We start from the raw sequence: 20,038 nt of genomic DNA, 5'->3' as shown, positions 1-20,038 counted from the left end.
GGCTCAGGCCCCGGCCGCTGCCGGCTGGCCGGCCGGTAGCGGCACCGGGACCGACCGGACCACGTCGGCGAGCACCTCGGCCGCCGTGACGCCACGCAGTTGGGCGTCCGCGGTGAGCAGCAGCCGGTGCGCGAAGATCGGCTCCAGCAGGGCCTTCAGATCCTCGGGCAGCACGAACCCCCGGCCGCCGATCAGCGCGTACGCGCAGGCCGCCCGGGTCAGCGCGATCACCCCGCGTGGACTGACCCCCACCCGGATCTGCGGGTGTGTCCTGGTCGCGGCCGCCAGCCGCACCGCGTACCCGTACAACGGGTCGGCGATGTGCACCCGCTGCGCCAGCTGGATGAGCTGGCCGACGGTGGCTGTGTCGGTCACCGGGTCGAGCGCCTCGGGGGACCGCAGGGTGGCCCCGCGCAGCACCTCGATCTCGGTCTGCTCATCGGGGTAGCCGACCGACAACCGGACCAGGAACCGGTCCAGCTGGGCCTCCGGCAACCGGTAGGTGCCGTCCATCTCGACCGGGTTCTGGGTGGCCACCACCAGGAACGGCCGGGGCACCGGATGCCGGACGCCGTCCACGGTGACCGTGCGTTCCTCCATCACCTCCAGCAGCGCCGACTGGGTCTTCGGCGAGGCGCGGTTGATCTCGTCGGCGATGACGATGTTGGCGAACACCGGGCCGGGATGGAACTCGAACCCCTGGGTGGACTGGTTGAAGATGGTCACTCCGGACACGTCGGCGGGCAACAGGTCGGGGGTGAACTGGATCCGACGCCAGTGGCCGTGCACCGTCGCGGCGACGGCCCGTGCCAGCGTGGTCTTGCCCACCCCGGGCACGTCCTCCAGCAGGACGTGGCCCTGCGCGAACAGGGCCGTCAGGGTCAGTCGCACCACCTGCGGTTTGCCCAGCACCACGGTGGAGATCTCCCCGGCCAGTCGGGCGGCGGTCGAGGCGAAGCCGGTCACCTCGTGGGACGTCAGCGGGGTGGTCGTGGTCACTGCGGCTGGTCTCCTCGCCAGGGTGGATCGGTGGCTGTCCGGGTGGGCGTTGTCAGCAGGTGGGCAGCTGATTCAGGTCGTCGCCGCCGGCCAGGTTCAGCCAGGCCCACGGGATGTAGTTCTTCCCGCTGTACTCCACCCGGATCCACCAGGTGCTGGCCTTGCCGCCGTTGTAGATCCAGGCGTCGACGTGTCCGCCCTGGCGGCGGCACAGCGCGGTGAGTCGGGTGCCGTCGGGCACCCAGCCGACCTGACTGCTGTTGTCCTGCTCCGGAACGGAGAAGATCTCATTGCCGTTGCGTCCGGGAACATCGTCGTCGCAGTAGGTGCGTTGCTCACCGTCCGGGCCGTTGACGCAGGTGGCGGTGCCGTACAGGTCCGCGGTCGCCCGGCTGTGGGTGGCGGTGCCGGTGCCGGCCGCGTTGCTGGCCCGGACGGTGAACCGGTAGGACCGTCCCGGGTAGAGTCCGTCGACCCGGATGCTGTCGCAGCTGCCGGTGACGGGGGCCGCGCCCTCGGCCGCCGCGCTGCAGGTGACGTTCCCGCCGCCGGCATCCACCGAGAAGCTCAGGGTGACCGAGTTGGTGCCGGCGGTGGCACCGGTGACGGTAACCTTCGGCTCGGCGACGGTACGGGCCGTGGTACTCACGGCCGAGCCCTCCCCGGCCTCGTTGACCGCATGCACCGAGACCGTCACGTCGGCTCCGTCGCCCAGCCCGGTCACGGTGACGGCGGTGCCGTCGGACACCTCGGTGCGCTGGTCGCCGGCGGTCACCACGTATCGGGTGATCGGCCGCCCATTGTCCGGCGCTGGCGACCAGCCGACCCGGAGTGCTCCCCGTTGGTCGGCGACGGTGGTCGCCTCGACGGCCGCCGGCTCGCCCGGGGTTGTATAGGGCACCACCGAGTTGCTCAACGGTGACGCTGTGGAGTTGGCTCCCTGGTCGCTGACCGCGACGACGGTGAACGCGTACTGCCTGCCGTAGTCGAGTGACCCGGGCGCGAGGACCAGCTCGGTGCCGGCGACGTCGCCGACCGGCGCCGTGGCCTCGGCCGAGACCGCGGTGACCGTGTAGCCGCCGATGACGTTGCCCTGGCCGTCGGCGGCCGGCCAGCTCACCGCGACCGAGCCGTCCGCGCGGGCCTGCGCGGTGACGTTCGCCGGGGCGTCGGGCACCTCGGCGGTGGGGACGACCGGGTTGGACTCCCGATCGGGACCCGCGCCCTCGGCGTTGACCGCATGGACCGAGAACCGGTACGTCTCGCCGTTGACCAGCTCGGTGATCTCGAACGACCGTTGGTTGGCTCCCACCTCGAAGCTGCGGCCGTCGCCGGTGACCACGTACCGCTGGATGCTCGAGCCGTTGTCCGCGGCCGCCTGCCAGCTGACCCGCACGGTGGTGTCGCCGGCCGCCGCGCTGACCGCGCGTGGCGCATCCGGTCGGCCGACCGTCGGCTCCGGTGGTGGTGGCGGTGGTGGTGGCGCCGGCGGTGGATCACCGCCGAGGATGTCGTTGGCGTACTTGTCCACCTGCCGTACCTCGTGGGCGTCGGTGACGACCCGGGCGGTGGCCGCGTCGGGCGCGTTGATGAACAGGTGGTTCTCCCGGACCTCCAGGTCGAGCGGGCCGCTGGTTTCGGTGACGTCGATCGACGGGAGCAGTGCTCCCGCTCCGTCGAACGCGAAGATCTCCCGGCTGCGTTCGTCGGCGCAGTAGACCCGGCCCGCCCAGCTGACGGCGGGACGTAGTGCGGATCCGCTGCCCGGCACCGACATCTGCCGGACCTCGTCGTCGACCAGGACGATGCGTCGCCGCTCGGGAACAGTGACCGCGACCAGGCTGCCGGTCGTGCGGGCCGGCAGAACGCCCGAACCGTCCAGGTCGAGCGGCACCTCGCGGCGGTCCCCGCCGCGCAGCAGGGTCAGCGCGCCCGCTGTCCGGTTGAGCACCGCGACGCCGTCGTCGAGTGCGGAGATGGTCAACTCGTTGCTGGGCGGGGCGACCGGCACGGTCCGGACTCGGGCCGGCCCGGCGGTGGCATCGGCGGCGTCCGTTTCCGGCTCGGTAGCGGCTGGCCGGGGGATCGATGAGTCGAAGACGGACTCCGCCACGCCCTGCGCCGGGTCGCTCGGCAGCGGCGCGGCGGTGATCGCCGAGACGGTGCCCTCGCTCGGCACTGCGATCCACAGCCGACCCGCGCCGTCGAAGTGTCCACCGGCGATCCCTGGCGGGTAGCGCACCGGGTCGCCGACGGGCTGCAGCGACCTGGGGTCGATCTGACGAACCACGCCTTGGACTGCGTCGATGATGAAGGCCGCGTCGCCTTGCATCGCCACGCTCACCCCGAGCCCGGTCGTGCTCTGGACTGTCGCGCCGACCTGCAACGTGGCGAGATCGAGCGAGCTGACCTTGCCGGTGGCCAGCTCGCGCAGGATCAGGAACTGGTCCGTCTGCGCCACCTGAGTCTGGCGGCCCTGGGCGTCGGCGACCTCGACCCGGGTGTCAACCCGCCCGGTGAGCCCGTTGACCCTGGCCAGCTCGCTTCGGGCGGAGCTCCACAACCACGAACTCGCGTCGTAGCCGGCCGCCGCGTGGTCGGCCGCGCCGAGCCCGAGCACGGTCAGCCCCATTCCGACGACGAGCGCGGTGACCGTGCCGACAGTTACCAGCGTGCCGCGGCCGCGTCGGCGCCGGCTGTCGGGTCCGGCGCTCTGCCGTGTGCCGCCGTCGTGTGTGTTGCCGTCGCCCGTGGTGACCACAGTAGGTCGCCTTCCGCCCGTCGGTCGTCTGATGTCCGTCGTCCGTAGCGCCGGCCGAAGCCGCCCCCGACACCCGGCCGGAGGCCATCCTATGGGGCCGTCACGCTCACCGGAAACTGCTCTGGCAGTCCCTGTGGACAACGTCGGACGGGATTACCGAAGAACTGCTCGGAGATTCATGTTTCCGCTGATCAACACCGAGTTCGTCGACTAGTCCGGATCGGCTGTCCGACGGTCGGTGCAGACCTGGTCCGAGGGGACGTACTCGTCGGCGGAGTAGACGGCGAGCACCGCGAAACAGTAGTCGAGTTCGGGATTCAACCCGTTCACGGTGAATACGGTCTGACCGGGATTGACCGTGGCGAGTGCGCCGAGTTGCTGTCCGCTACGACCACTTGCGACGATGAACGGCACCGTTCCCGCGGTCGGGTCGGACCAGGTCAGCGTCACGGCCGTGGTGTCGTCGGTCAGCCGCAGGGCGGTCGGCGGGTCGCCGACCGCAGTGGGGTCGGACCCTGGACGTTCCGGTCCGGTCGGTGTGGTGGCTCGTCCGTCGAGCAGGACGGTGACGCCCACGATGACCACGACCACGGCGGCGATGACCGCTGCGGCCGCGGCGCCGACCGCGACGACGACCGGTAGGGACTGCGGCGGTGCCGAAACGCCCGCGGCCGGTCCGGTCACGGCGGTGGACAACGGCGGCGGCCGATCGGCGGCGGTCGTTACCTCCCGGCCGGAAACCGGGGGTGCCGGTGCCGGCGGTGTCGGCCGGGTGGGCGGTACCGGTCGGGTCGGCAGGTCTGGCTCGCGCTGCGCGGCGGTGGGAGCCGGATCGACCGGGGCGACCGACGGGCCGGCCAGGTACTCCCGGGCCGCCCGGACCTGCCAGTGGTCATCACCGAGCTGCGCCGGGCCGGCGGCGGCGACCCGGGCGAAGTTGCGGCGGGCCTCATGCCGGTTGCCCAGTTCTTCGGCGAGCGTCGCGAGCTCGTACGCGATAGCCAGCATGACCGGCTCCCGGTCACCCAACCGTAGTTCGCCTGCTGCCAGCGACTCCTCCAACAGCCGTCGGGCGGCTGTTGGGTCGCCGGCCTCACGTTGAAGGCGGGCCAGCAGGTGCGCGGTCCACAGGACCTCTGGTTCGTCCGTGCCGAAGGCGTCGCGGGCCGAATCCAGCGCCCGCAGCAGGTATTCGCACGCGCCGGCGAGGTCCCCGCCAGCACGCATGGCGGCCGCGTTGTCGCGGACACCGACGAGGAGGGAAGGCTGGGCCACCTCGCCATGCTGCCGGGTGCCGTCGGTCCACCCGGCCCCGGGGTACCGAACGGCATCGTCGAGGAGCTGGATCCAAGCGTACGAATCCATTGCCTGACCGTCCGGTGTGACCTGAGTTACCGGACCGCTTCGGGGCTGGCCTGGTTGCCGGTTGCCGTCGGAAGTCGGGCAGTTGCCCTGGTTCTGCCCGCACCAAGTCGGCGTTATTGATCGGCAGAGTTCACACGGTCGTAACTGGTTGCCGCTAAGTTTCTCCGCAGGGTGACATGGATTGATGCAAAATATTCGCTCTGAGCTGCCGCAACGGTGGATCCTCCGGCGGACAGCTTCGAATGCGGGACCACTGCTCACGAAGCGGGAGTCTGATGAGTACTGCAGTCGACATGCGTGACCTGGTGATCGCCTACACCCCCTGCGGCGAGATCGAGTCGAGCCCACGCATCGCCAGCGCGGTCCGCCGGGGCGGCGGCACCGGTGTGCTCGACCTGGCCGGAACCCGGCCACAGGTCCTGCGCGCCGTGGAGCAGTTGGCCGCCTGGTCGGACGGGCCGATCGCGGTCCGCGTACCGGCGAGCTGTCCGGCCTCGGTGGACGACCTCGAACGGCTCGCCCCCGGCCGGGTGGAGCTGGTGGTCGTCACCGGCGAGCTGCCATGGGACCTGTCCGAACTGGTGACCCGCTACCGCGTTCTCGTCGAGGTGACCAGCCTCGCTGCGGCCCGGACCGCAGCGGCGGCGGGTGCGCACGGGCTGATTGCCCGCGGCATGGAGTCCGGTGGCGAGGTCGGCGAGCTGAGCACCTTCGTCCTTGTCCAGCAACTCACCGCCGCCGACCTGGGCGTGCCGGTCTGGGCGCTGGGCGGGATCGGGCCATACACGGCCGCCGCCTGCGTGCTGGGCGGGGCCGCCGGTGTGGTGCTGGACAACCAGCTAGCCCTGATGCCCGAGTCGGACCTGCCGGCCGACGTACTGACCGCTATCCGGCGGATGGACGGCTCGGAGAGCGTCCTGCTCGACGGATACCGGGGGATCCCACGGGCTCCGCGTCGGCCGGGCGCGGCCGGTGTCCCGGCCCGCGCCGACCTGCTGCCGGTCGGCCAGGACGGCTGGCTGGCCGCCGAGTTCGTCGGCCGCTGGTCCGATGCCGCGGCTGCGGTCCGTGGCATCCGCGAGTCGATCGTTGACGCGGCGACTGACGCCGCTGCGGCCGAGGTACTGCGCTCCGGCGGTCCGTTGGCCCAGGACCTCGGCCTGCGGGTGCCGGTCGCGCAGGGCCCGATGACCCGGGTCAGCGACGAGGCCGGCTTCGCCGCAGCAGTCGCCGCCGACGGGGCGCTGCCGTTCATCGCGTTGGCGCTGGCCACCGCCGAACGCACCGAGGAGATGCTCACCGACACCGCCGCCTGCATCGGCGGACGTCCCTGGGGCGTCGGAGTGCTCGGCTTCGCGCCCGAGGAGATCCGCGCCGCCCAGCTCGACGTGATTCGGCGGATCCGGCCGGACTTCGCCATCATCGCCGGGGGCCGCCCACCACAAGCCAGGGAACTGGAACGGGAAGGGATTCGGACCTTCCTGCACGTGCCGTCACCGGGGCTGCTGCGCCAGTTCCTGCGCTCCGGTGCCCGCCGGTTCATCTTCGAAGGCGCCGAGTGCGGCGGCCACATCGGCCCCCGGGCCAGTTTTCCGCTGTGGGAGGCGCAGCTCGCCGTACTCGCCGAGCACCTCGCCGGCGCGACACAGGAAGAGGCAGCCGAGATCCAGATCTTCTTCGCCGGCGGCATCCACGATGACCGGTCGGCGGCCATGATCGCCGCGATGGCCGCCCCGCTGACTCGGCGAGGCGTCCGGGTAGGGGTGCTGATGGGCACCGCCTACCTGTTCACCGCGGAGGCCGTCGCGCACGGCGCGATCCAACCAACCTTCGCCCGGATGGCCCGGGAAGCGACCCGGACCGCGTTGCTGGAGACCGCACCGGGACACGTGACCCGGTGCCTGCAGAGCGACTTCGTCGACGACTTTCACGCGCTGCGAGCTGAGCTCGAGTCCGCCGGCCTGGAGAACCGCCAGGTGTGGGAGCACCTCGAGCTGCTCAACGTGGGCCGGCTGCGGATCGCCAGCAAGGGTAAGCGGCGCGACGGCGACGCGCTGGTGGCCGTCGACGAGGCGGCCCAGCTCAGCGAGGGCATGTTCATGGCCGGCCAGGTTGCGGTGCTGCGGGAGCAGGAGACCACTGTCGCGGCGCTGCACGGTACGGTCACCGATCAGGCGGTCGCCTTCCACACCGCCCGGTCCCAGCGGCTGCAGGCCGACTGGACCCCGGCCGAGCCGGAGGTGCCGGCGGAGCCGCTGGACATCGCCATCGTCGGCATGGCGTGCATGCTGCCGAACTCGCCGGACCTCGCTGCGTTCTGGCGTACCGTGCTGGACGGCGCCGACGCTGTCACCGAGGTGCCACCGCACCGGTGGAACCCGGACATCTACTACGCGCCCGAGGTCGGACCCGGTCAGACCGGCCGGTACAGCGTCTCGAAGTGGGGTGGCTTCCTCGCCGAGGTCCCGTTCGACGCCATCGGGTACGGGATTCCGCCGTCCGCCCTGGCCAGCATCGACCCCACCCAGCTACTGGCCCTGGAGGTCTCCCAGCGGGCCCTCGTCGACGCCGGCTACACCCCCGGCAGCGACGGGGTGGACCACTCCCGTACCGGGGTGATCTTTGGAGCCGAGGCCGGCAGCGACATGGGGCACGCGCAGACGCTGCGGACCATGCTGCCGGCCTACCTACCGGAGGTTCCCGGTGAGCTGGACGAGCAGCTGCCGACCGTCACCGAGGACTCGTTCCCCGGCATCCTGGCCAACGTCATCGCCGGTCGGGTCGCCAACCGGCTCGACCTGGGCGGCCCCAACTACACCGTCGACGCGGCCTGCGCCTCGTCGCTGGCCGCCATGGACGCCGCCTGCAAGGAACTCGCCAGCGGCGGCAGCGACCTGATGATCTGCGGTGGTGCCGACCTGCACAACGGCATCAACGACTACCTCATGTTCACCTCGGCGCACGCGCTGTCCCCGACCGGGCGGTGCCGTTCGTTCGACAGCGCCGGTGACGGGATCGCGCTCGGCGAGGGCGTCGCGGCCGTCGTGCTCAAGCGACTGTCCGACGCGCAGCGCGATGGCGACCGCGTCTACGCGGTGGTCAAAGGACTCGGCGGGTCCAGCGACGGACGGGCCCTGGGCCTGACCGCGCCCCGGGCGGCCGGCCAGCGGCGGGCCCTGGACCGCGCGTACCGGCAGGCCGGGGTGTCGCCGGCGCAGGTCGGCCTGATCGAAGCACACGGCACCGGCACGGTGGTCGGCGACCGTACCGAGCTGGAGACGCTGACCACGGTGTTCAGCGAGGCGGGTGCCACGCCCGGCAGCTGCACCCTCGGGTCGGTCAAGTCGCAGATCGGGCACACCAAGTGCGTGGCCGGTCTGGCCGGTCTGATCAAGGCCACGCTCGCGCTGTACACCGGGGTCCGGCCGCCCACCCTGCACGTGACCCGGCCCAACCCGGCCTGGCACCCCGAACGGAGCCCGTTCGCCTTCGAGACCTCGGCGCGGCCCTGGGCGGCACCGGCCCGCGAACGCGTCGCCGGGGTCAGCGCCTTTGGGTTCGGCGGCACCAACTTCCACGCGGTGCTCAGCGCCTACGCCGACGCACCCGAACCGCGACACGCCCGCGACGAATGGCCGGCCGAGCTGTTCTGCTTCCGGGCCGGCGACCGGGCCGGCACCCACCAGGCGATGCGGGTACTACTGGACACCATCGACACCCGCGACGCCCTGGGCCGGCGTTGGCGGTTGCGCGACCTCGCCGCCGCCCAGTCCCGCCAGGCTGAGAACCGGTCCGGCCCGGTGCAGGTCGCCATCGTCGCCAGTGACCTTGACGATCTGGCCGGATTGCTGAGCCGGGCGATCGCCGGCGAGCACGATCCGGCGCGTGGGCTGTTCCAGCCGGCTGAGCCACCGGGCGCGGACGGTAAGGTCGCCTTCCTCTTCCCGGGCCAGGGCAGCCAACGCCCGGGCGCGTTGGCCGACCTGTTCGTCAGCTTCCCCGAGCTGCGGCGGTTCCTAAGCATCGGCCGTGACTACGTCGAACCGCTCTTCCCACCGGCCGCGTTCGACCCCGAGTACGACCGGGGTCAACAGGACAGGGTCCGGGACACCCGGATCGCCCAGCCGGTGCTCGGCATCGGTGGGCTCGCCGTGCACCACCTGCTCGGTCGGCTGAACATCCGGCCGGACCTGGCCGGCGGGCACAGCTACGGCGAACTGGTGGCGCTGTGCGTCGCCGGCGCATTCGAGGATCGGACACTGCTCGAGCTGAGTCGCCGGCGCGCCGACGCGATCCTGACGGCCGCTGGCAACGATCCCGGCACGATGGCCGCAGTGGCGGCCACCGCCGAGCAGATCGGTGAGGTGCTGTCCGGGGCCGGGCTGGCCGGTCAGGTGGTGCTCGCCAACCACAACGGCCCGCGGCAGGTGGTGATCTCCGGCCCGACCCCGGCGGTGCGTCGCGCGGTGTCCGTACTCAAGGAGAAAGGTCTGTCTGCCCGGCCGATCGCGGTGGCCTGTGCGTTTCACAGCCCGGTGGTCGCCGACGGCGTCACCGCCTTCAGATCCATCCTCGACGGTCATCCGGTGGCTGCCCCCAGCCTCCCTGTCTGGTCCAACCGCACCGCCCAGCCCTACCCGGGTGGTGCAGACCAGATCCGCGACGAACTCGCCGCGCAGATCGGCGCCCCGGTGCGGTTCGTCGACCAGATCGAAGCGATGTACGCCGCCGGAGCCCGCGTCTTCGTCGAAACCGGTCCCGGCCAGGTACTCACCCGGCTGGTCGACGCCGTCCTGGGTGAGCGCCCTCACGTGGCGGTGGCCTGCGACGGTCGGCGGGCGGACGGACTACGTGGCTTTCTCTCCGCCGTCGCCGAACTGGCCTGCGCCGGGGTCCCGGTGCAGACCGACTGGCTCTACCGCGGCCGGCGAGTTGCCGAGATCGCGTCCGCCCCGCCGCCGTCGCGTCCGGTCTGGACGGTCGACGGGCAGCTGGTACGCGACCAGCATGGCCGGCCGCTGCCCGGCGGCATGACGCCTCCCCGACAAATCAAGGAGCTGTTGATGAGTGCATCCACCGAGGCCGGAAACGGTCGTGGTCTCGGCAACGTGTCCGGCAACGGGCATAATCCAAGCAACGGGCATGGCAACGGTGTGGCCCATGTGCCCGGCAACGGGATCAGCCACCTCCCAGCTGCCGATGCCGGGGTCCGGCCCGTCCCCGCAGCCGGCTACCGGGACGGGCGCGACGAACTGATCAGCGAGTTTCTGCGAACGAGTCGGGAACTGATCGCCTCCCAGCGGGACGTGATGTTGGCGTACTTCGGGGAGCAGCCCCCGGCCGCCAACGGGTGGGTCGGGCCTGCGGCATATCCGTCGGTGGTGGCTCAGCCGGCGATCGCCGCGCCGAGCAGCTACCCCGAGGTGTCCGCGCCGACCAGCGCACCCCGGGTGACCGATCTGCCGGCCATCCCGGCGTCGCCTGCCGACCCGACGCCTCCGGCGGCACCCGCCGCCCAGGCTGCTCCGGCGGCACCCGCCGTCTGGCCCGCTCCACCAGTGCGCGAGGACGTGCCGGCGGCCACGACGGTCCACAAGACCCCCGCACCGGCTGTCGCCGCCACGTCGGTGGCGACCCCCACGGATCCCGTGTCGACGGCAGCGACGGTCGCGGTACGGCAGGCGGCTGTGTCGGTGGGGGTGGCGCAGTTCCAGGAGGCGATTCTGGAGGTGTTGAGTGAGCGGACCGGGTATCCGGTGGATTTGATCGAGTTGGATTTGGATCTTGAGGCGGATCTGAGTATCGATTCGATCAAGCGGGCTGAGGTTGCTGGTGAGGTGGCGACCCGGTTGCGGTTGTCGGTGGATGGTGACGAGTCGGAGTTGGAGGAGCTGGTTCGGGCTCGGACGGTGCGCACGATGGTGGCGTGGTTGGCCGAGAAGATGGCGGCTGATCAGGCACCTGAGGCGGCACCGGCGGCATCTCCGGCCGAATCACCGGCGGCCGTCCCGACCACGGCCACCGCGCCGGCCGTCCCGACCACGGCCACCGCGCCGGCCGTCTCGGCGCCCGCTGTGTCCATGTCGCCTTCGGTGGCCGGGCAGGCGGCTGTGTCGGTGGGGGTGGCGCAGTTCCAGGAGGCGATTCTGGAGGTGTTGAGTGAGCGGACCGGGTATCCGGTGGATTTGATCGAGTTGGATTTGGATCTTGAGGCGGATCTGAGTATCGATTCGATCAAGCGGGCTGAGGTTGCTGGTGAGGTGGCGACCCGGTTGCGGTTGTCGGTGGATGGTGACGAGTCGGAGTTGGAGGAGCTGGTTCGGGCTCGGACGGTGCGCACGATGGTGGCGTGGTTGGCCGAGAAGATGGCGGCTGATCAGGCACCTGAGGCGGCACCGGCGGCATCTCCGGTGCAGCCGGCCGGATCCGGCCCGGACAGCGGTACGGCCCCACGTCGACTCGTCGCCCGGCCAGTTCCCGCCACCGGCGCGGTCGTCGCGCCGGAGACGCTCGCCGGCACCCGGTTCCTGATCACCGGCGGGTCGCCGGCCCTGGCACCGCTGGCCGAGCAGCTCGCCCAGCACGGCGCGGCAGGCGCCACCGGATCGATTCACGCCGGTGGGTCGGACCAGGTGGCCGGCTACGACGGCGTGATCATCCTGGACGGGCTGAGTGACAGCGGCGGGTCGCTACTGCCCGGCAGCTTCCCGTTCATCAAGCAGGCCCTCGCGGCGGGCGTGCGGTGGCTGGTCGCCGCCGGCACCGCCGGTCCGCGAACCGACGGATTCGCCGGCCTGTTCCGGACCATCCAACGGGAGTACCCGCAGGTTTCGGTGACCTATCTGGAGGCACCGGCGGGCGCCGACCACACCCAGCTTGCCACCGGCCTGGTCACCGAACTGCTCAGTGGCGGACGGACCCCGATCGTCACCTGGTCGGCGACCGGCCGGCAGACCGTCGACCTGGCCGCGGTCGATCTCGGCCCGCTCGCCGCAGGCGGTGCCGGACCGGCCGGTGACGGTGTCGCCGAGACCCAGGCGATCGGTCTGGACCAAGACTCGGTGGTGGTGCTCGTCGGTGGTGCCCGGGGCATCACTCCGTGGTTCGCCCGTACTCTGGCCGCCGCCAGCCGATGCCGCATCGAGCTGATCGGCCGTACCCCGCTGCCGCAGGAGGCGGAGTCCCCGGCGCTGGCCGTTGCGGCGGACAAGCCGGCGTTGCGGGCCGCGCTGGTCGCCCAGGGGATGCGCGCACCGGCGGAAATCGACCGCACGGCCACCGCGATCCTGGCCGCCCGCGAGGTCCGCGCGACCCTGGACGAGCTGCGGGAACTCGGCAGCCAGGTGCGCTACCACAGCCTCGATGTCACCGCCGCCGACGCCACCCGGCAACTGCTCAAGGAGATCCAGGGTCAGCACGGACGGATCGACGGCCTGGTCTACGCGGCCGGCCGGATCGAGGACAAGCTGATCGCCGAAAAGGATCCGGCGTCGTTCGCCCGGGTGTTCCAGACGAAGGTGCAAGGTGCGGTGACGGTGCTCGACGCGCTGCGCGACGGCTCCGATCCACGCTTCGTGGTGCTGTTCGGCAGCATCGCGGCCGCGTACGGCAACCGGGGTCAGAGCGACTACGCCGCCGCCAACGACGCGCTCGACCGGATCGGTGGCCGGTGGGCGGCCGGCACCGGGGTACGTTGCCTGACCGTGCACTGGGGTCCGTGGGCGCCGGGCTCGGTGCACGGCGGGATGGTCAGCGCCGAGCTGAGCCGGGAGTACGCCCGCCGGGGCATCGACCTGATCGATCCCGAGGAGGGCGCGCTGAGTCTGCTACGCGAGCTCGCCTGGGGTGACCGGGCGGTCACCTCCGTGGTCTACACCGCCTCGGGATGGTGAACCAGATGTCGGACCTGAACGACCCACACCAGACGATCGCCATCGTCGGCATGGCGGCGCTGATGCCGGGCGCCCCCGACCTGGACGCCTACTGGCGCAACCTGGTCGACGGCGTCGACGCCATCACCGACGTGCCGGCGCACCGCTGGGACGAGGAGTTCTACGATCCCGACCAGGCGCACCGCCCCGACCGGATGTACTGCCGGCGTGGTGGGTTCGTCGACGACCACGCGAGCTTCGAGCCGCTGCGCTTCGGCATCATGCCGACCTCGATCGGCGACATCGAGCCGGACCAGCTGATCACCCTGCAGGTCGCCGCCGCCGCCATCGACGACGCCGGTGGCCAGGACCGGCTGCCGGACCGGGACCGGATCGGCGTCCTGCTCGGCCGGGGCGGGATCCTGAGTCCGGCCCAGGCCCGCTACGCCCAGCGGGTCCGGATGTCCAGCCAGGTCATCGGCATCCTCAAGGAGCTGATCCCGGACCTGCCGCCGGAGAGCCTCGACCGCGTCCGGCGCAAGTTCGACGAACGGCTCGGGCCGCAGCAGCCCGAAGGCACGATCGGGCTGGTGCCCAACCTCGCAGCCTCCCGGGTGGCGAACCGGTTGAATCTGCGCGGCCCGTCCTACACCATCGACGCCGCCTGTGCCTCGTCGCTGATCGCGGTCGACCAGGGCGTGACCGAACTGCGGGCCGGCCGGTTGGACGCGGTGCTCGCCGGCGGTGTGCACCACGTGCACGACATCAGCTTCTGGTCGGTGTTCAGCCAGCTCCGGGCGCTGTCCCGGCAGGGTGAGATCCGTCCGTTCGACTCGTCGGCGGACGGCCTGCTGATCGGTGAGGGCACCGGGATCGTGGTGTTGAAACGACTTGCCGACGCGCTGGACGCCGGTGACCGGGTGTACACGGTGATCCGCGGCAGCGGCGTGTCCAGCGACGGCCGGTCGGCGAGCATGTTCAACCCGGCGAGCAGCGGACAGTCGCTGGCCATCCGGCGGGCCTGGCAGGCCGCCGGCCTGGATCCGACCGCGCCGGACGCGCTCGGCCTGCTGGAGGCGCACGGCACCGGAACGCCGACCGGGGACGCCGCCGAACTCGTCACCGTCGCCGAGGTGTTCGGCGGGTACCAGGGCGGGCCGCGGCCGGTGATCGGCTCGGTCAAGTCGATGATCGGGCACACCATGCCGGCAGCCGGGATCGCCGGCCTGATCAAGGCGACCCTCGCCGTGCACCGGGGCGTCCTGCCACCCACCCTGCACTGCGGGCAGCCCCGCGAGGAGATGGCCGCGACCCGGTTCGCGCCGATCGCCGCCGCCCAGCCGTGGGAGAGCGACGGACCACGCCGCGCCGGGGTCAACGCGTTCGGCTTCGGTGGGATCAACGCCCACCTGATCGTCGAGCAGCCGCCGTCCGCCCCGTCCGCCTGGGCGGCCGTGCCGAACGGTACGGCCGGGCAGCCGGCCCGCCCGGCCCGCGTCGAGGTCCAGGAAGCGGACCAGGTACTGTGGCTGGCCGCCGACGACCCGGCCGGCCTCGCCGCGCTGCTGGACCGCGACGATTCGCTGGTACGGCGCGAGGGTGCCGCGTTCGCCGACGGACCGCAGGCGCACGCCGCGCCGCCGTGCCGGATCGGTGTGGTGGACCCGACCGACAAGCGGCTGGCCACCGCCCGGCGTGCGGTGAGCCGGGGGGAGCCCTGGCGGGGTGCCCGGGACATCTGGTTCACCACGGCTCCGCTGCTGACCGCCGGCGGGAAGCTGGCGTTCGTCTTTCCCGGGCTGGAGGCCGAGTTCACGCCGCGTACCAAGGATCTGGCCGCGCACTTCGGGCTCGCGGACCGGGAGTGGTCCGCGGCCGACCTGGGTCGGCACGGTGCCGGCCTGATCGAAGTGGGAAAGTTCCTCGACGAGGTGCTCGGCCGGATCGGCATCCAACCGGACGCGGTCGCCGGGCACAGCATCGGTGAATGGTCCGCCGCGGCGGTGAGCGGGCAGGTCAGCACCACCGACATGGACGGTTTCCTCAAACTGTTCGACGCCGACTCGGTGGCGGTGTCCGGCTATGTCTTCGCGGCCGTCGGTGCCGGTGCCAACCAGGTGACGCCGGTGCTCGGCGGCTATCCGGGAGTTGTCCTGTCCCACGACAACGCGCCCGCGCAGTCAGTGGTCAACGGCCCGGAGGAGCAGGTCGACCGACTGATCGACGAGCTGCGTCGGCGCAACGTGCTGTGCCAGAAGCTGCCGTTTCGGTCGGCCTTCCACACTCCGGCGTTCGCCGACGGGCTGCGGTCGATCGGCATCGCCCTGCAGTCCTGGCGGGTGCATCCGACCACGGTCCCGGTCTGGTCGGCGACCCTGGCGGCGCCGTTCCCCGCCGACGAGCAGCAGGTCAACCAGATCTTCGTCCGGCACATGATGGAGCCGGTCTGGTTCCGGCAGTTGACCGCCGCGATGTACGACGCCGGGTTCCGGGTCTTCCTGCAGGTCGGCGCGGGACAGTTGGCGTCGTTGGTCAGCGACAATCTGCGGGGTCGGGAACATCTCGCGATGCCGGTCAACGTGGGTCACCGTACCGGTCTCGATCAGTTGCGCCGGGTGGCCACCGCGTTGTGGGTGGAGGGCGCGGCACCGGACCTGCGGGCGCTGCGGCCACCCGCCGCCCCGGCGACGCCGGCACCGGCTGCCCCGGCGGCACCACCGCGCCGGGGGCCGAAGATCCAACTGGACCTGGGTGGCCCGTTGGTGCGCCTCGGGCCGGGTGCCGACACCCTGCTCGGCCTGGCCGATCTGCCGTCGCACCGGCCGTCCACTCTGCCGGTCGCCGGGGGCCAACCGTCGGCCACCGCCGCCGCCACACAGGAGGTCCCCGCGCCGCCTGCTGAACCCAGGCCACCGGCGTACGCCGAATCGCCGGCGGAAACCGAGCCGTCGGCCGCTGCCCAGCCGTCGGCAGCATCCGAGCCGTCGGCCGGTTCGCTCACCGCGTTGCACCGGCTCGCCAGCCGGTCCAAGGCCGCCGCCGAGCTCGCCGCGCTGTTGCGGGACACCGCGGACGGCGCAGTGACCGTGCTGGACGCCGCCACCCGACCCGCCGGCCCGGCCCCGGTGTCAACGGCCCCGGTGCCGACGGCCGCCCCACCGCCCCGCACCGAGATCGCCCGGACCACCCTGCGGGTCTCCGTGCAGACCATGCCGTACCTGCTCGACCACTGCTTCTTCGTGCAGCCGGAGGACTGGCCGAACCCGGAGGACCGGTGGCCGGTGGTGCCGGCGACGACCGTCGTGCACCACATGATGGACGCCGTCGCACAGGCTGTCCCCGGTCTGCGGGTGGTCGGTGTGCGCGACGCCCGGTTCAACCGGTGGACCATCGCGGCACCGGCGCAGGACGTCGAGATCGTCGTACGGTCGGCCGGCCCGGACTCGTACGCGGTGAACTTCGGCAGCTTCGCCCGGGCGACGGTCGACGTGGCCGCCGACTATCCGGCCCCGGTGAGCGAACCGTGGACCCATGACCCGGCCACCGAGACCGCTCCCCGGATCAGCGCCGAGGAGATGTACGCGGAGCGGTTGATGTTCCACGGTCCCCAGTTCCACGGGGTGACCACGGTGCACGCCCTCGGCGAGATGCACGTACGCGGCGTGGTCACCGCGCCCGTCCCGCCGGGTGCCCTGCTGGACAATGCCCTGCAGCTGATTGGGAACTGGCTCATCACCACCCAGCCGGTGCGCACCGTGGCGCTGCCGGTCGGTCTCGGCCACGTCCGGTTCTTCGGCCCGCCGCCCGAGCCCGGCACGGCTTTCGAGTGCGTCGCCCGGGTCCGATCGATCGACGACACGCAACTGGTCGCGGACACCCAGCTGTCCGTCGGCGGCCGGGTCTGGGCGCAGATCGACGGCGCGGTCGACCGTCGGTTCGACAGCCACCCGCAGGCACGTCCGGCGGAACGATTCCCGGAACGTCACCCGATGTCGGTCCGTCAGCCGGATGGGTGGACCGCGGTGTTCGACTGCTGGACCGATCTGGTCACCCAGTCGATGGCCGCGCGCGGCATCCTCGGTACCGCCGCGTCCGCCGACTACGAGCGGCAACCAGGGAAAACCCGCAAACAGTGGCTGCTCGGCCGGATCGCGGCGAAGGACGCGGTGCGGTTCCGACAGTGGGACGCCGGGCACACCGAGGTGTACCCGATCGAGTTGACCATTGCCAACGACCCCAACGGCCGGCCGCGTGCCGACCTGCGTCCCGGCCGGGACCTGCGGGAGTGCGACCTGTCCCTGGCGCACTGCGCCGAAGCCGCCGTGGCGATCGCCGGCCCGGCCCGGCTGACGCCGGACGGCCCCGGCGTCGGTATCGACATCGTCGAGGTCACCGACCGGCCGGACAGCACGGTCGACTACGCCCTGTCCGGTGCGGAGGTCGCGTTGCTCGACCAGGTCAGTGCCGGCAGCGACCGGTGGTTCTGGTTCGCCTGTTTCTGGGCGGCCAAGGAGGCTGCCGGCAAGGCGGAGGGGACCGGGCTGGACGGAGCGCCCCGCCGGCTACGGGTGGCCGCCGTCGACGCCGGCACCCTGCTGATCGAGGCTCCCTCCGGCAGGTCCTACCGGGTCACCTGCCGGAGCCTGGAGAACCCGCCCGACCTGCCGCAGCGACGCTACGTCGTTGGTTGGACCTGGGGCCCGGAAGAACCTACCCGGTAGGCCCCGAAAACGGCCCGATCGACCTGCCGAGAAAGCCGATCGACGTCCTGACAAGGAGACCCGCATCATGCCCGCCGACCACGACACCATCCTGACGGAGATCTCGCAGATGCTGCGCGCGGTGCTGCCCGGCATCGATCCGGACGAGGAGATCACGATGGACACCAGCTTCCGGGACGACCTGGAGATGGAAAGCATCGACGTCATCTCGCTCGCCGGGCGGCTGCAGGCCCGGTACGGCGACTCGGTCAACTTCGCCCAGTTCGTTGCGGGGCTCGACGTGGACTCGCTGCGCGCGCTGCGGGTCGGCGAACTGGTCGAGCACATCGCCGCCGCGCTGGACAGCCCGCCGGCCAGCGTGGCGCAGGTGGCCGGCCAGTGACGATGATCCAGGTCAACGGCCTGGTGACGCATGTCCAGGAACTCCCACCGGTGGCTGCCGACCCGGCCGCCGGGGGAGTGGCCGCCGCTGCGGATGCCGGCCCAGGCGGCGAACCTGGTGCCGGCCCGGCGGTCGGCACAGCGGCCGAATCGTCGGCCGGCCGACCGGTCGCGGTCCTGATCCACGGTATCGGGCCGGACAGCCTGGCCAGCTGGTATCTCAGCCTGGCACATCCACTGGCCGACGCCGGATTCCGGGTGATCATGTACGACCTGCGGGGCCACGGACGGACCGAGCGGCCGCCGGCCGGCTACCGGTTGGACGACCTGGTCGACGACCTGGCCGCGCTGCTGGACCGGCTCGGTGTCGATGCGCCGGTGCACCTGCTGGGCAACTCGCTGGGCGGTTCCATCGCCTTCGGGTACGCGGCCCGCCACCCGGACCGGGTCGCCTCGCTGGTCGCGGTGGAGTCGGCGCCGGCCACCGCCAAGTGGCTCGCCCGGGTGGGCCGTCAGCTGGAGCGGGCCGCGCAGCCGGACGGCGACGGCGAGCCGCCGGCGCTGACTACCCGCGGGGGTGAGCGGGGCGCCCGGTACGCCGCGGCGGTCCGCCGGCTCGTCGCCACCACTACCGCGGGCCGGGACCTGCCGGCCAGCACACCCGCCGACCCGGCCGCGCTACGGGCGATCACCTGCCCGGTGCTCGGAATCTTCGGTAGCGACTCGTCCGCCGCCGATCTGGCTCCGGCGCTGGTGCGACTGCTGCCGCAGACCGAGCTGGTGGTCGTCCCTGGGCACCGGCACGCGGTGCTGGTCACCGCCCGCGACCAGGTCCGGCGCCAGGTATCGCCCTGGCTCGCCCGGCACATCGCCGACACCGGTCAGCCCGCCTTGCGCGGTTGACGTCGTCGTTCCACCAGGAGGTTTCGATGCAGTTCGAGGCGCCCGGACGGGCGATCATCATCAGCAGTGGGCGGTGTGGTTCCACCCTGCTGTCCGACCTGATCGTCGAGGAGCCGGCGACCCTGTCGGTCCAGGAGTTCTTCATGGCCACCCCGTCATGGGCGAAGGCCGGGGAGCCGATCACCGGGGCGGCGTACTGGCAGGTGCTGAGCAGCCCGAAGCCGGAGCTGACCACGCTGTTCGCCATCGGCCTGCCGCCGAAGGAGGTGCGTTACCCGGCGGACGGCAAATGGGCCGGCAACCTGACCGAGCTGCCGCAACTGCTGGCGATCACCCTGCCGAAGCTCACCGACGACCCGGACGGTCTGTTCGACCAGCTCGCCAACCAGGTGCCGGACTTCCCCGAGCAGCCGTTCGGTGACCATCACCGGATGTTCCTGGACCTGCTCACCCGGTTGACCGGCCGGCGGCGTTGGGTGGAGCGGTCCGGCGGGTCCAGCCAGATCGCCCCGTACCTGCTGCGGTCGTTCGCGGACACCCGGATCGTCTACCTGACCCGCAACTGGGCGGACACCGCCCGGTCGATGAGCCGGCACTCGTCGTTCCAGCTCATCCAGCTGCGCCTGGAGTTCGTCTCCCGGTGCGGCGTGGACCCCTTCCAGATGGGCCCGGAGCAGCGGGTGCCGGCAGAACTCGAGCACCTGCTACCTGGCCGGATCACCGCCGACCTGCTTCGCGAGCGGGGCGAAGACAGCACCCGCTACCTCGGGCTCTGCGCGTTCATGGCGGCGCAGGCCGAGCAGGCGCTCGCCGACAATCCGCCAGCGCACCTGTTCACGATGACCTACGAGGACCTGGTCGCCGACCCGGAGCCGCAGCTGGCCCGGCTCGGTGAGTTCCTGGAGTTCGACGACCCGTCCGGCTGGGCCCGACAGGTCGCCGGCCGGGTGGGCAAGGGTGGCTCGGTACGGCAGACCGCCGCCGTGTGACCCGGAGCCATCCCGCACCAGTCAGCCACAGTAGAGGGAGAGAGTGTT

Annotated in this window: 8 protein-coding genes; 5 read left to right on the top strand and 3 right to left on the bottom strand. The window is 71.8% G+C overall.

The genetic code is table 11. The annotated features are described in order from the left end of the window. Window positions 1-3: 3 nt before the first annotated feature. From ACFHWS_RS04740 to ACFHWS_RS04730, 3 genes are all read right to left on the bottom strand, one after another. The gene (locus tag ACFHWS_RS04740; RefSeq protein WP_416553410.1) at window positions 4-999 is read right to left on the bottom strand and encodes an AAA family ATPase; all 996 of its coding nucleotides are present in this window, start codon (window positions 997-999) and stop codon (window positions 4-6) included. A 52-nt stretch (window positions 1,000-1,051) separates the two neighbouring features. Continuing rightward, window positions 1,052-3,670, bottom strand: a complete 2,619-nt coding sequence (locus ACFHWS_RS04735; protein WP_416567707.1) for a fibronectin type III domain-containing protein — start codon at window positions 3,668-3,670, stop codon at window positions 1,052-1,054. Window positions 3,671-3,970: 300 nt separating this feature from the next. Further along, window positions 3,971-5,125 (bottom strand): tetratricopeptide repeat protein, encoded by a 1,155-nt coding sequence (locus ACFHWS_RS04730; RefSeq protein ID WP_416553408.1) that lies wholly within the window; start codon window positions 5,123-5,125, stop codon window positions 3,971-3,973. Between the two features lie 275 nt (window positions 5,126-5,400). On the opposite strand from ACFHWS_RS04730, the gene ACFHWS_RS04725 reads away from it, so the two are divergent. The 5 genes from ACFHWS_RS04725 to ACFHWS_RS04705 all read left to right on the top strand — a co-directional run bounded on the left by ACFHWS_RS04725 (window position 5,401) and on the right by ACFHWS_RS04705 (window position 19,990). Further along, a complete protein-coding gene (locus tag ACFHWS_RS04725) occupies window positions 5,401-13,017 on the top strand; it encodes an SDR family NAD(P)-dependent oxidoreductase (protein ID WP_416567696.1) in 7,617 nt (2,538 codons plus the stop codon). 5 nt (window positions 13,018-13,022) lie between these two features. Next, window positions 13,023-17,717: a beta-ketoacyl synthase N-terminal-like domain-containing protein gene (locus ACFHWS_RS04720; RefSeq protein ID WP_416567695.1), complete on the top strand. Its 4,695-nt coding sequence runs from the start codon at window positions 13,023-13,025 to the stop codon at window positions 17,715-17,717. Between the two features lie 67 nt (window positions 17,718-17,784). After that, a complete protein-coding gene (locus tag ACFHWS_RS04715) occupies window positions 17,785-18,099 on the top strand; it encodes an acyl carrier protein (protein ID WP_282231140.1) in 315 nt (104 codons plus the stop codon). A 2-nt stretch (window positions 18,100-18,101) separates the two neighbouring features. After that, the gene (locus ACFHWS_RS04710) at window positions 18,102-19,001 is read left to right on the top strand and encodes an alpha/beta fold hydrolase (protein ID WP_416553463.1); all 900 of its coding nucleotides are present in this window, start codon (window positions 18,102-18,104) and stop codon (window positions 18,999-19,001) included. A gap of 26 nt (window positions 19,002-19,027) precedes the next feature. Next, on the top strand, window positions 19,028-19,990 hold the full coding sequence (locus tag ACFHWS_RS04705) for a sulfotransferase domain-containing protein (RefSeq protein WP_416553402.1): 963 nt from the start codon (window positions 19,028-19,030) through the stop codon (window positions 19,988-19,990). Window positions 19,991-20,038 lie beyond the last annotated feature (48 nt).

The sequence above is a fragment of the Micromonospora sp. LOL_013 genome (assembly GCF_048060315.1).
Lineage (GTDB): Bacteria > Actinomycetota > Actinomycetes > Mycobacteriales > Micromonosporaceae > Micromonospora_E.
Note: the sequence above shows the minus strand (reverse complement) of the source record. Positions and strands in the feature narration are given on the sequence as shown.

Excerpts from the sequence above, each read along its gene's own strand:
- ACFHWS_RS04730 (WP_416553408.1), bottom strand. The coding sequence starts at position 5,125 with ATGGATTCGTACGCTTGGATCCAGCTCCTCGACGATGCCGTTCGGTAC.
- ACFHWS_RS04725 (WP_416567696.1), top strand. The coding sequence starts at position 5,401 with ATGAGTACTGCAGTCGACATGCGTGACCTGGTGATCGCCTACACCCCC.
- ACFHWS_RS04720 (WP_416567695.1), top strand. The coding sequence starts at position 13,023 with ATGTCGGACCTGAACGACCCACACCAGACGATCGCCATCGTCGGCATG.
- ACFHWS_RS04715 (WP_282231140.1), top strand. The coding sequence starts at position 17,785 with ATGCCCGCCGACCACGACACCATCCTGACGGAGATCTCGCAGATGCTG.
- ACFHWS_RS04710 (WP_416553463.1), top strand. The coding sequence starts at position 18,102 with ATGATCCAGGTCAACGGCCTGGTGACGCATGTCCAGGAACTCCCACCG.
- ACFHWS_RS04705 (WP_416553402.1), top strand. The coding sequence starts at position 19,028 with ATGCAGTTCGAGGCGCCCGGACGGGCGATCATCATCAGCAGTGGGCGG.